The sequence below is a fragment of the Anaerovibrio lipolyticus genome (assembly GCF_021531495.1).
Lineage (GTDB): Bacteria > Bacillota > Negativicutes > Selenomonadales > Selenomonadaceae > Anaerovibrio.
This window is the reverse complement of sequence record NZ_JADYTY010000005.1, coordinates 35,658-48,380: the sequence shown is the minus strand read 5'-3', so window position 1 is coordinate 48,380 and position 12,723 is coordinate 35,658. Positions and strand designations below refer to the sequence as shown.

General features: G+C 44.7%; 10 protein-coding genes. 5 read left to right on the top strand and 5 right to left on the bottom strand.

Going from position 1 to position 12,723, the window contains the following annotated elements:
* Position 1 precedes the first annotated feature (1 nt).
* Positions 2–1,681 (top strand): ATP-binding protein, encoded by a 1,680-nt coding sequence (locus I6E26_RS03475; protein ID WP_235320448.1) that lies wholly within the window; start codon positions 2–4, stop codon positions 1,679–1,681.
* Positions 1,671–3,527 (top strand): hypothetical protein, encoded by a 1,857-nt coding sequence (locus I6E26_RS03470; protein ID WP_235320447.1) that lies wholly within the window; start codon positions 1,671–1,673, stop codon positions 3,525–3,527. The genes I6E26_RS03475 and I6E26_RS03470 overlap by 11 nt, the downstream gene beginning before the upstream one ends.
* Positions 3,528–3,583: 56 nt before the next feature.
* Here the strand turns inward: I6E26_RS03470 and I6E26_RS03465 are convergent, their stop codons facing one another.
* The 3 genes from I6E26_RS03465 to I6E26_RS03455 form a co-directional block, all read right to left on the bottom strand.
* On the bottom strand, positions 3,584–4,864 hold the full coding sequence (locus tag I6E26_RS03465; RefSeq protein WP_235320446.1) for a YadA-like family protein: 1,281 nt from the start codon (positions 4,862–4,864) through the stop codon (positions 3,584–3,586).
* Positions 4,865–4,957: 93 nt separating this feature from the next.
* Complete coding sequence (locus I6E26_RS03460) at positions 4,958–5,665, bottom strand: hypothetical protein (protein WP_235320445.1); 708 nt, start codon at positions 5,663–5,665, stop codon at positions 4,958–4,960.
* Positions 5,650–5,829 (bottom strand): hypothetical protein, encoded by a 180-nt coding sequence (locus I6E26_RS03455; RefSeq protein WP_235320444.1) that lies wholly within the window; start codon positions 5,827–5,829, stop codon positions 5,650–5,652. Before I6E26_RS03455 ends, I6E26_RS03460 begins: the two co-directional genes overlap by 16 nt.
* Before the next feature lie 318 nt (positions 5,830–6,147).
* Here I6E26_RS03455 and I6E26_RS03450 point away from each other — a divergent pair, with 318 nt between their 5' ends.
* Entirely contained in the window at positions 6,148–7,464 is a 1,317-nt protein-coding gene (locus I6E26_RS03450) for an IS4 family transposase (protein WP_268824782.1), read from the top strand.
* Between the two features lie 309 nt (positions 7,465–7,773).
* Here I6E26_RS03450 and I6E26_RS03445 read toward each other — a convergent pair whose 3' ends face one another.
* Positions 7,774–8,916 carry an HD-GYP domain-containing protein gene (locus I6E26_RS03445; protein WP_235320442.1) on the bottom strand — a complete coding sequence of 381 codons (1,143 nt, stop codon included), beginning with the start codon at positions 8,914–8,916 and terminating at the stop codon, positions 7,774–7,776.
* A 42-nt stretch (positions 8,917–8,958) separates the two neighbouring features.
* On the bottom strand, positions 8,959–9,117 hold the full coding sequence (locus I6E26_RS03440; protein WP_235320441.1) for a hypothetical protein: 159 nt from the start codon (positions 9,115–9,117) through the stop codon (positions 8,959–8,961).
* 270 nt (positions 9,118–9,387) lie between these two features.
* On the opposite strand from I6E26_RS03440, the gene I6E26_RS03435 reads away from it, so the two are divergent.
* Both I6E26_RS03435 and I6E26_RS03430 read left to right on the top strand, forming a co-directional pair.
* Entirely contained in the window at positions 9,388–10,734 is a 1,347-nt protein-coding gene (locus tag I6E26_RS03435; RefSeq protein WP_235320440.1) for an LCP family protein, read from the top strand.
* 12 nt (positions 10,735–10,746) lie between these two features.
* The gene (locus I6E26_RS03430) at positions 10,747–12,723 is read left to right on the top strand and encodes an ABC-F family ATP-binding cassette domain-containing protein (protein WP_235320439.1); all 1,977 of its coding nucleotides are present in this window, start codon (positions 10,747–10,749) and stop codon (positions 12,721–12,723) included.

The following is a 12,723-nucleotide window of genomic DNA, read 5'->3' as shown; positions in this document are numbered from 1 at the left end:
CATGGCAAAGATAGGAAAAAATGTGCTTGAGAATTTGACTCAGGCCATGTATGACGATTCCCGCATTGTATATCGGGAATATATACAGAACTCTTCTGACCAGATTGATATTGCAACAAACAACCAGTCTTTCCCAGACGAAGATTTGCATATTGTTATCCAATTAGATAAGAAGCATAGGAACATCTTCATCGAAGATAATGCGAATGGTATCCCTGCCAACGAAATTGAGAAACGTCTAGCTAATGTGGCTGATTCCGAGAAAATCCAAGGAGAGTCCAAGGGATTCCGAGGGATTGGACGCTTGGGTGGCATTGGCTACTGCAAAGAGCTGCGATTTGTCACCTCCTATTATGGCGAACCTACACAGACAACGATGATTTGGGACGCGACAAGACTTAGGGCTATCATAGGAGATTCTTCAAACCATGATACTGCGGAACAGGTTTTGGATAAGATTATTAGCTATGAAGAAACGCCTTGCGACAAGGATAAGCATTTCTTTAGGGTAGAAATGCTGGGAATCAATGCTGAAAATGACAGGCTGCTCGACGAGGACGATGTGAGCCAATACATATCCGAGGTTGCACCTGTCGATTATACTGAACCATTCTGGTTCAGACCAGACATTGAACGATTCGTAAAAGAACATGCAGACGAAATCCCCCCTATAAACACATACAAGGTATTTATCAGACATGATGACGGCGATTTAATAGAAATCAGAAAGAATTATACCAATCACATCTACAAAGTGAATAATGGGCATAAAACTCAGGTTGACACCCTGAATGGTATTCATGCGGACATTATCAGAGATGATAATGGTCAGCCTATCGCATGGATATGGTATGCCATTTCTTCATTCAAGGCCCAAATAAATGCAGTCGGCAATCCAATGCGGGGGCTGAGACTACGCCAGTTCAATATCCTCATCGGCAACAGGGAAACATTATCGGAAAGTCCCAAGTTTTTCAAGGAGCCTCGTGGCAATGGCTATTTTATAGGTGAAGTCCATACAATAGCCAATAAAAACCTCCGCCCTAATGCTCGAAGGGACTACTTCAACGAGAGCAATGAGGTCAAAGACCTTGAATATGCTTTACGAAAGTACATTGCTGATAATTTGGACGGGCTATATAAAGATGGCAGTACAATTAACAGCGGTTATGATAAGCTGGAAAAATACAGTGAGCTACAGAAAAAGGTCAATGAGAAAAAGAAAAAGGGATTCTCTTCATCTACCGAAGAAACCAAATTAAAAAAAGAATTGGTAAATGCAAAAGAGAAAGCGGAAAAGGCAATCAAGGATATTGTCCGCATAGAGAACAAGTCCAAGCAGTCGGACGTATCCGCTCTTTCCAAACTGGTAAAAACAGTTACAGATGAACGCAAAATAGACTTAGAAAAAGTGAAAGAACGGCTGGAGAAGGACGTTCCTATTATTGAAGAGCCAGATTCCAAGAAGGATAAGGAAAAGCCAAAAGTAGAGCATAAACCACTCGACAAAACAAAAAAGAAGCCGAAACTTCTGGTGGATGAACTCAGCAATTTGAACAAAAGCGAACGGAAATTAGTTTCCAAGATATATGATGTTATCCACAAAAATATGATTTTTGATGAAGCCGATTCTTTGATACAAAGAATTCAGGAGGAACTGAAAAAGAATAATGTCTCGTAAAGTATTACTGATTGAACCTAACTACAAAAACAAATATCCCCCTATGAGCTTGATGAAGCTGGCAACATACCACCGCAGATTGGGTGACGAGGTTACTTTTTATAAAGGGAATGACGTTGATTTTGCTGTCAACGAGACAATGAAACTGACCATATCAACGCTTTATAACAATGACAGGACAGTTAATTGGAACGCTCATTGGGATGACATAGCCTTATACCTAAGGAAAGGGAGTCGAGAATTACTAGAAACTTTATATGATTTATCATACACGCCTTTGGTAAAGAAGACCTTAGAATCATATCGCAGGTATTATCATAACAAGATGTATTTGAAAAACCCGCAATGGGACAGAGTATGCGTTACAACGCTCTTTACCTTCTATTGGGCTAAAACCGTAGACGCCATAAATTATTATAAGCAATTCTGTAAAGACCCAGACCAAGTTTTTGTAGGCGGCATATCTGCGTCGGTAATGCCACATGAGATGGAACAGGAAACGGGGATAAAGCCTATCGTTGGTTTGCTGGACAAAGGCGGTGAGCTGGATGACAACGATATTATCATCGACAAGCTGCCGCTCGACTACTCCATACTGGAGGAAATCGACTACAAGTATCCAGAGCATGATGGCTATTATGGCTATATGACCAGAGGTTGCGTTAATAAATGTGCTTTTTGTGTAGTTCCTAAATTAGAGCCAACATATCAGACTCATATTTCCATCAAGGATAAAATCGAGGATACCAGAGAAAGATTCGGCGAGAAAAGGAATTTGTTGTTGCTGGATAACAATGTGCTGGCTTCAGCCGACTTCGATAATATCATCGAAGAGATAAAGGAATCGGGATTCACCAAAGAAAATAATTATATTGCCCCTGATTATTATGCGGTAGCGATAAAAAATATTCGTGATGGCTATAATATCCCCGCTTATATCAAGAGTCTGCGAAAGCAATATGACTTGCTGTTAAAGAAAACCGCCGATATTGATGACAAAAAAGAAATCATAGATGTCTTGAGCGATAATGACCTCGATGATATTCACACCATGACGGTTGAAAACATATTGGCAGTTGATGATTTCTTTGCCCCTAAATTCGAAAAGATATACAAGAACAAGCCCAAGGCAAGATATGTAGACTTCAATCAAGGCATTGACTCGCGGCTCATCAATGAGGAGAATATAAAGAAACTGGCAGAGATACCAGTTCGCCCTCTTCGTATAGCTTTCGACCATTGGAAACTGCGGGACGTCTATGAGAAATCGGTGAGGCTGGCTGCTGAACATGGAATTACCCATTTGTCGAACTATCTTTTATATAACTTTAAGGATAAACCCATCGAGTTGTATTACAGGATGAAGAAGAATGTAGACCTTTGTGATGAATTGGGGATTAGCATATACTCATTCCCCATGAAGTACCACCCCATTCAAGACCCTAAGTATTTCAGGGACAGAACTTATCTGGGAAAGCATTGGAACAGAAAGTTTATCCGCTCTGTTCAAGCTATATTGAATTCCACAAAAGGAAAGATAGGCAGAGGAAAATCCTTCTTTGATGAAGCATTCGGCAAGGATGATGAAGGTTTTTGGGAACGGATGTATATGCCAGAGGCTATGATAATCTATCGTTTCTACTATAAGGAGAATGGTTTGGAACCTGAATGGTGGGAAGAATTTAGAAGAGTATCTAATATATCATCAGCAAAGAAACAGCAATTAGAGGAAATCATAGGTGCCAATGACTTCAGTAATATAGAGTCCCTGACATCAGACGAGGATATTCTGCGGGTTCTGCGTTACTACACCATCACTCGTGATGACTTTGAATCAAATAAATAACAAAAAAGCACTCATTCTCTTTTATAGAGAGCGAGTGCTTTTTTATGGGAAAATATTTACTTCTCGGTGGTATCAGAGAAACCAATCTTAGCCATCAGCCCGTCTACCTTCGCCATGAGGGCATTGTAGGCATTCTTGACTTCGGAAAGGCTGGTCTCCAGAAGGGTGTTCTTCTTGGAAAGCTCCGAGACTTCCCCTTTCAAGGATTCGTTGCTCTCGTTGAGCGTTTCAATCTTGTCCTTGAGCTGTTCCTCGTTCATCTGGTCAATCTCAGAGACTTTGCCGAACTTCGTGGAAACACCAGCACCAATCGTATTCTCGCTGCTTCCAAAGGAGCCAGAGACAGAAAACATGGTCTTAGGGTTGGGGCGATAGAACGCACCGACCGCCATTGCTGTTTCGCTTTTGTAGTTGCCTACGGCAGCGGATACAGAAATCTTGTCATTGTGCTCAAATTCAAGAGGGTGCAGATTTGCCATGGCAGCGGAGCCAGCACCGACCTGATTGATATTGTGTTGGAGTTCTTCTCGGGTATGCCAGAGCTGACGACCGTTCACGGCATCGAGGCTGTTCGGGGAGATTTCGCCGTCTGCGACGTTGCAGATTTTATGGTTATTGGCGTTGATACCGTCTTTGTCGATGTAACGTTCATTGCCGACATTGAAGGAGCGTCCATAAATATCGCCGTCTACCTTGGCATCGCCCTTGGTGTGGCTATCGCCGTCGATAGTCTGGTTTCCATGAGTTACGGAGTTGCCGTCTGTTTCGAGGTTTCCTTTGATATGTACGTCCTTATCGAAGGTCGCATTGGCTTTGAACTCGGAGGTGGCATTCACGGTCAGCTTGTCCGTGGCATTATCTCCTAGCGTCGTGTTGCCCTTGACATTCAGGTCTTTATCGACGGTCTGGCTGCCATGCACCGTGGCATTACCGTCAGTTTCAGAGTTGCCCTTCACATGGAGATTTTTGTCAATAGTCTCGGAGCCATGAACTGTCACATCCTTATCGAATTCGGCGTTATCCTTGACGTGGAGTGTACCATCAACAGTCTCATTCCCGTGTACAGTCAGGTTCTTGTCAACAGTTTCGTTGCCTTTTATGTGGCTGTCACCGTCTACGGTCTGGTTTCCATGAATATGAGAATCCCCGCCAACGTCCAGAGAACCATCTATCCGCTCATTGCCATGTACGGTGAGGTTTTTGTCGATTTCCGTATCGCCGTGCAGGTGTGTTTTACCGTAGATTTCCAAATCGCCCTTGCCATGGATATTTCCGCCTGCGGTGATACCACCTGTTGTGGTGATTCCGCCGTCAACATGAATATCTTTTGTTTCCATGGGTTTGTTGATGATGATGGTGCCACCCGTGGTATCAATGCCCGAGTTCTTGATTTCGTTCTTGGCAAGGTCTCGAATGACCTGCTTGCCCGCCTAGTTGATATTATTCATGGAGATATTGGCTTTGCCTTTGGCAACCTCGTCTGTGTATGTTTTGGCGTACGTTTTCGCAGCGTCGGTTACAATATCCGTATATGATTTGGCGTTACTTTCGGCAGTATTCGCCTTATTTGTAGCGTCCGCTTTTGCGGCAGCTTCGGCAGCATTCGCCTTATTCGTGGCGTCAGCTTTTGCTCGATTTTCGGCTTCCGCCAGTTTTTGATTGGTGTATGCGTTGGCGTTGCTTTGAGCCGTATTTGCCTTGTTCTGGGCGTCGGTCTTAGCTCGATTTTCAGCAGCGGAAATGTCCCCTGCAACGGTGTTTTTGATAACCTGTTTACCTGCGTCGGTGATGTTGTTGAGAGAGACATTTGCTTTGCCTTTAGCTACATCATCAATATATTTTTTGGAAACCCCTTCTTTTTTAAGGATTTCTTTAGTAGCTCCTTCGATAGTAGACGATGAAAGTGGTGTCTTGACAAAATATATACTACCATTATTAAATCCCCCGTCCGAGTCATATATTTCATAGGAAGAGCCTGCTGCTATAGGTACTGTTGTGGATGACCAATCAGCATAATTGTATGCTATTTCTTTTCCATCGACAATTACGTGCATGTCGTCAACGTCTCCACTGCCAATTAGCAGGAATCCGTCTTCAGGAGCAACTCCTTTTACATAATTGTCTACACCTTGGTACACATGACCGTCCCCGAGACTTCGTTAATAGGAATGTATTGAAACGCAGCCTCAGCCTTACTCATACTTTCCAAAGCCCACTCCGTAGGGCTATTGTCCATTGTGACCGAAATGGCATTTAATCCCATTACCGCCAACATGATTGCGGTTTTCTTTCTTCTACGCATGAAAAATCATCCTTTTTCTTCTAAATACTTATTCTCTGAGGCTGAATTCTAGCTTCTGAGCCTCATTGCTCTAAGCATAGCAAACGTTTTTTAAGGTTTTTTGTATCCAGTGCCCCGATTTCAACATAAAGATTGACCACGTGCTATAGTTATATTATGAACGGTTCATGTAAACGATAAATCAGGAAGGAGGTATTGACCGTCATGCCAGAACGCAAGTCGAACGCAATGGATGCCCTCAATACCTCCATTTCCCATATAACGGAGAACATCGACTGTTACAGGAAACAGCCGTAGGACTTCGCCCGCAAAAGCAAACTGCCGTTTGATAAGCTCGTAAAGGTTATGCTCAATATGCAGGGTAACAGCCTCAACGCCGAATTGCAGGAAGCATTCCCTGAACTTTCCGAGAGAATAACTACCTCTGCTTATGTTCAGGCAAGAGATAAGCTGTCCCTGCCTGTCTTTGAGGATTTGCTGTCTCATTACAACCAGTCTGCCCCGAAGAAACTGTTCAACGGGAAATACCGCCTGTACGCTATTGACGGCTCGGACTTCACTACGCCGTGGAATCCGCAGTCGGCTTTTGTCGTGGACACGAACAAAAGGAACGGAGCGTTTATCAAACCGTTCTGCCAGATTCATGCCAACATTATGTACGACATAGCGTCTCGTCAGTATATGGATTGCGTATTGCAGCCTAGAAACTCCTGGGACGAAAGAAACGCTGCCCTGAAGATGATTAGCCGTTTGTCCAAAGACAACCCGTTCATAATTATCATGGACAGGGGCTATGAGAGTTTCAACTTAATCGAGACACTGAACCGCACGGAAAACTGCCATTATGTACTTCGGGCGAGAACGAATGGCATCAAAGAAATCAACTATCTTCCCGATGAGGAGTGTGACATGGAGATTGCTATTCCTGTGACTACTTCGCATACAGAATATCTGAATAAGCGGGCTAATGGAGAACCAGTCTATAAAATCAACGCACCCAGGCGACACATTAAAGAAACCCGCTCCCCAAAAACAAGAACTCAACGATGGGATTTTGAGGACGCCTGTACAATCACGTTCCGCGTCGTAAAGTTCCTCATAAACGACCCCGACACTGGTGACGACGCCTGGGAGATTCTGATTACGAACCTCAGCAGGTTTGAATTTTCTATTGCCCAAATGAAAGAGATTTACCACATGCGTTGGGGTATCGAAACGAGCTTTCGAGATATGAAATATTCCCTCGGTGGTATGCACTTCCACAGCAAGAAGGACGAAGCTGTTCAGATGGAGATTTACGCACATCTTATCATGTTCAATGCCGTGGCGAGGAATGTCATTGCGGCTTGGGAATGGGAAGCAGCTAAGGCGGAGACAGCAAAACAGTCTGAGGAAAATGCAGAAAATTCTACTATCAAAAAAGACGTCGAGAAAGATACTAAATATCTATATGCCATTGATTTCAAGATGGCGTGTCTGTCCACCCGCAGCTTCTTTAGGCTTTATCGCAACGAGCCGATAACAAAGCTGTACGAGGAACTACTCAAATACAAGCAGCCCATTCGTCAAGGACGGCAGGACGAGCGGAATATTAAGACAAAGTCTGCCGTTGCCTTTGGTTATCGGGTGGCGTAGCCACACTGCAACTTAACAGGAAAGTATTTTAGGGGAGTCCGAGATATTGGGACTGCCCTGTTTGGTGTGGCAAAATTCTCCGGATTTTCGGTGGTTATGCCTCATTATCGGGGTTGGAGTGGAAGAATATAGCCCCCAAAAAAACAAAAAGAAGCCTCCCATGCTTGGACTTGGTTTTATCCATACATGGGAGACTGTTTTAACGTCTTAACTTAATGGCTTATGGGTATAAGAAAGAGGTCAGAATAAATCTGACCCCTAACTTAATGACAGCGGGGATTGCCTCGCTGTTTTTTTGTGCAGATTATTTTATTGGTTCTCCAGCAATAGTACGGACGGATTGTATTTCAAGTGATAGCCCAGGGCGGTTAGCTCAGAGCCATCCAAGATAGATTCAATAAAACCAGGTTCCTGTTGGCTGACCTCCAGAGTAACGGGGGTATCCAGCAGGCGGCGATTGCTGTCGGTAAAAAGAATTACCTTGGGGTACCGAGTCATTCCAATGGTGGTGGATTTGACAATAGCAAATCCAAGGGCAGTTCTCAGTACCGTGCCTACTGGGAACAGAGCAACATGGTTAAAGAACAGGTCCAGAAGCAATGGATCAAATTGCTTGCCGGAGCATTTGGTCATAATCTTGTAGGCAATATGAGGTGAATAAGCCTTTTTGTATGGCCTCTGGGTGGTGAGAGCATCATACACATCTGTAATGGCCACAATGCGGGCAAATTCAGAAATCTGCTCCTCTACCAAATGATTTGGATAGCCATGCCCATCAAGGTGCTCGTGATGCTGGTAGGCAATATCCGCAATGGCTTTCATATTCAGATTGCTGTCCTTAGTATTGATCAGCCGCAGATAGCCCCACTCAGGATGATGGCGAATCAGGGTAAACTCATCATCAGATAAAGCCGTGGTCTTGTTGAGAATCTTGAGGGATACATCCAGCTTGCCAATATCGTGAAGCAGGGCACCTGCCGTGAGAGTCATTAAATCCTTTTTAGAATAATGGCATAGCAGGCCCAGCATGGCAGAAAGAGCTGCCACATTAACGGAATGGGCAAAGGTATAATCGTCATAAAGTCGGATATCCGTAATCTGCACCAGATTTTCCGGCTTTTGAATCAAATCCTCAATAATGGATTCAGAGGTTGAAAGCAAAGGGGGTATATCCAGTTGGTCATTCTGCTGTAGACGGCAGTAGGTATCAAATACCTGATGGATAGCCGTTACCCTGGTTTCCTCCTTGATAATATCCTCTGGTGGTGCCAGGGGTAAATCTGGATCCAGAGAGGTAATAGTTACCTTGGAAATACCAATTTTCCGCAGGCTGTTTATATACTGTCTGCTTAATTTGGTACCTCGAGTGAGGTAGCTGGCTCCTTTTTCGTTGTAGATACTCTGGGCTGTAACCATTCCTGGTTTTAATTTATTTATGGGTAATCTAATCATGGTATAATATCTCTTTCAGAAACTACAAATCATGCATTTATATCATATCACATGCTTATAAGCGTTGGAGAATATGCTGTATTCTCCTATAGGCAGGCATTTTCTTTTCAATTCATCATCCATGCCATCCGCCAGATTATATACATGGACAGCAAGTTCTAATTTGTCTGACTGAGTTTCAAAGGCATCGCTTAGCTTCAATGTTTGCTGCTCAAAGGATGTGATTCATTACTCATGAAATGGCAAAAAACAGTATCGCGAATTTTTCTGTTTGTCATATAATCCCACTTTCGCATAAGAAAACATGTTTCTAATTTAATTATAACATAGGAAAAGATACTAGGCAATTGAATTTATTTGTTAATTAGGAAAAAGGGGGATATTCCTTGCGACAGCTACCGCCTTTTGATATACTAGGGAAAGGTTTAGAAGATTCGTTTGTGATTGTGTGGAAAAGAGGAGTTTGAAAAGATGCGAGTTAGGCGCAGGCGTCGTCGTAATCTGACCAGAGTATATATTCTGGCGGTAATATTGGTGGTAATTGTAACAGGAGTTGTGGCTGCTAATTGGTTTGGTAGTCAGGAAGTCGCGGAAAATATAGAGACTCAGTCAGGGATTCAGAAGTCAGATAATTATCTGCATATTATGGTTATGGGTGTGGATCGCCGTAATGATGATGCAGGCCGCAGTGATACCCTGATGGCAGTTACTGTAAATAAGGATGCAGGAACAGCCCAGATTTTGTCCCTGCCTAGAGATACCAGAGTACAGATTGAAGGCAATGGTTACGACAAGATTAATCATGCTTATGCCTATGGCGGTCACAAGCTGACACGAAAAACTGTGGAGAAGCTGCTGGGAGTGCCGATGGATTATTATGTGCTGGTGGATATTCAGGCCTTTGAGCGGATTATTGATGCTCTGGATGGTGTGGATATTAATGTAGAAAAGCGGATGTATTATGAGGATCCCTGGGATGATGATGGGGGACTGGTCATTGATTTGTATCCTGGTATGCAGCATATGGATGGCAAAAAGGCTATTCAATATGTACGGTTTAGAGATGGGGAGGGGGATATTGGCCGTATAGCCCGCCAACAGCATTTTATGCAGGCGGTAATGGAAAAGATGCTTTCTCCATCAGTAGTGCCTAAATTGCCTAAGCTGATGGAGGAGATTCAATCGGCTGTAGAAACAGATATGCCGTTGACGGAGATGGTTTCTCTGGCTCAGCTGCTGCCTTCCATCAGGGAGCATGGTATGATCTCGGAAATGGTGCCAGGCAGTCCTGCTTATTTGGAGGATATCAGCTATTGGCTGCCAGATATAATGAAGCTAAGACAGCTAGTGGCCAGCCAAATGAATACAGAGCTGGCAGATAGCGCTCTGGAGTCTGCCCAGGTGCTGGTAAAGGAATATGAGGCTTCCTTGCCAAAGGGAATTACGGTAATGGCGGAAAAATCCGATACGGCTCAAACCAAGTCCTCTAAGTCTGCTTCTGAGGAGGGGGATAAGGAGTCTAAGACTGAAACCAAGGCAAAGGTGGCCAAGGCCTCTGGTCCAGAGGGAATTTCGGTGTTCATTATTAATGATAGCGGTATTAATGGGGCGGCAGCCCGCATGGCAGACAAGCTGCGGGCCAAGGGCTTTAATGTAACCGGTGTAGACACCGGTCGCAAGAGCGATAGAGCACATACCATTATTGTAACAGACAGCAGTAATACTGATTGGTTTTATGGTATGCCTTTTGCCTGCACCATTATGGATGGCGGGGAGCCTAATGAAGCGGTTATTTATATCGGTCGGGATTATGAGTAAATAGGAGATAGAATGGGAAGCATAAAGGTTACAGGCCTGTGCAAGGCCTTTGGTATAGAGGAGCTGTTTAATGATGTCAGCTTCGAGATTAAGCGGGGAGAACGAGTAGGCTTTGTGGGCGCTAATGGAGCTGGCAAGTCTACCTTGATGAAATGCCTGCTGAACAAGGTGGAATATGATAAGGGTACTGTATCTATGGAGCCAGTGGATACCATTGGCTATGTGGAACAGCAGGCGGATATGAGCAGTGACTATACCCTCTATGATGAGCTGAAAACAGCCTTTGAGGATGTACTGGCTTTGGCTGCGGCCAAGGAGGCTATGGAGGCGGAAATCAAGGAGAATCATAGTGAGGAAAAGCTGGAGGCCTACGGTCGTCTGGTAGAGCGGTTTGAGAATGCAGGTGGCTATGATTTTGAAAGCCGTATTCGCCGTACTGCCTTTGGTTTGGGTTTTACTCAGGAAGATTTGGCTAAGCAGGTGGCTAATTTTTCTGGTGGTCAGAAAACCAGAGTCTGCCTGGCTAAGGCCTTGCTGAGACAGCCGGACTTCCTGTTTTTGGACGAGCCTACCAACCATTTGGATGTAGGCATGATTGAGTGGCTGGAGGGATTTTTGCAGAACTACGCCGGTGGGGTGCTGATTATTTCCCATGACCGGTTTTTCCTGGACAGGGTGGCCAACAGGATTTTTGAGATTGAAAACAAGACGGTAACAGCCTATGAGGGAAACTATACCTATTACATGAAGGTGCGGGAGCAGCGGCGGGCGGCTCAGCTTTCGGCCTATGAAAAGCAGCAGGAGCATATTAAAAAAACCGAGGAATATATCCGCAAGTATAAGGCCGGGATTAAGTCCAAGCAGGCTAGAGGCCGCCAGAGCCAGCTAAATAGGCTGGAGCGGATTGTGAAGCCGGCTGATACGGCAGCCTTTAATTATTTTGCCTTTAATCCGACCGGAGAATGTGCCCAGCGGGTGGCTGAGTTTGAGGATGTGGCCTACAATTTCCCAGATAGTCACAAGAATCTCTTTGACCATGTGAATGTGCTGATTCGCAAGGGGGACGGTGTGGCTGTGGTAGGGCCTAACGGTGCTGGCAAGACTACCTTCCTGCGGCTTTTGATTGGGGAGCTGGAGGCTTCTCAGGGTAGAATCAAGCTGGGTTCCAGAGTGAAGATTGGCTATTTTTCTCAGCAGCATGAGGGGCTGCATATGGAGCGTACTGTGCTGGAGGAAATGGAATATGAATACGGCCTGTCGGAGGAGCAAAGCCGTAGATATTTGGGAGCTTTTCTCTTTCATGGGGATGAGGTACTGCGGTTGATTGGCTCCCTATCTGGTGGAGAGCAGTCCCGTTTGGCTTTTTTGAAGCTGATGCTGACAGGAGCCAATTTCCTGGTGTTGGATGAGCCTACCAACCATTTGGATATTCCAGCCAAGGAGGCAGTGGAGGAGGCTTTGTCCACCTTCCCAGGTACCTATATTACTGTGTCCCATGACCGTTATTTCTTGGACAAGGTGGCCAATTGCGTGTTGGAAATAGCAGATGGCCGTCTCCAGGAATACAATGGCAATTACAGTTATTATCGGGAGAAAAAGGCTGAGGAGGCTCAGGAACTGGCAGAACTGGAGGCTGAGGCCAAGGCAGCAGCAGAGGCAGAAAAGGCCAAAGCCAAGGCTGAGGCAGTTAAATTATCTGACAGGGCCAAGACTGCTGGTAAAGCTGCTGAGGCAAAGGCAGAGAAAAAGGTTGAAAAGAACAATCCTTTTAGGGGCATGAGCGAGGCTAAGAGGACGGAAACCCTCCAGCGAACTGAGGCGGAGATTGCTATGGCAGAGGCGGAGTTGAAGATGCTGGAAATGGAAATGAATGATCCAGCTATTCAGGCTGATCCAGAGAAAAGCATGGAAATCGCTCAGGCCTATAGTGATAAGGAAGCGGAGATTCAGGCCAAGTACGAGAAATGGGAGCAGTTGTCTGATTTGTAA

Coding starts and splice junctions, on each gene's coding strand:
- I6E26_RS03475 (WP_235320448.1), top strand. CDS start 2: ATGGCAAAGATAGGAAAAAATGTGCTTGAGAATTTGACTCAGGCCATG.
- I6E26_RS03470 (WP_235320447.1), top strand. CDS start 1,671: ATGTCTCGTAAAGTATTACTGATTGAACCTAACTACAAAAACAAATAT.
- I6E26_RS03465 (WP_235320446.1), bottom strand. CDS start 4,864: ATGGAAACAAAAGATATTCATGTTGACGGCGGAATCACCACAACAGGT.
- I6E26_RS03455 (WP_235320444.1), bottom strand. CDS start 5,829: ATGCGTAGAAGAAAGAAAACCGCAATCATGTTGGCGGTAATGGGATTA.
- I6E26_RS03445 (WP_235320442.1), bottom strand. CDS start 8,916: ATGATTAGATTACCCATAAATAAATTAAAACCAGGAATGGTTACAGCC.
- I6E26_RS03435 (WP_235320440.1), top strand. CDS start 9,388: ATGCGAGTTAGGCGCAGGCGTCGTCGTAATCTGACCAGAGTATATATT.
- I6E26_RS03430 (WP_235320439.1), top strand. CDS start 10,747: ATGGGAAGCATAAAGGTTACAGGCCTGTGCAAGGCCTTTGGTATAGAG.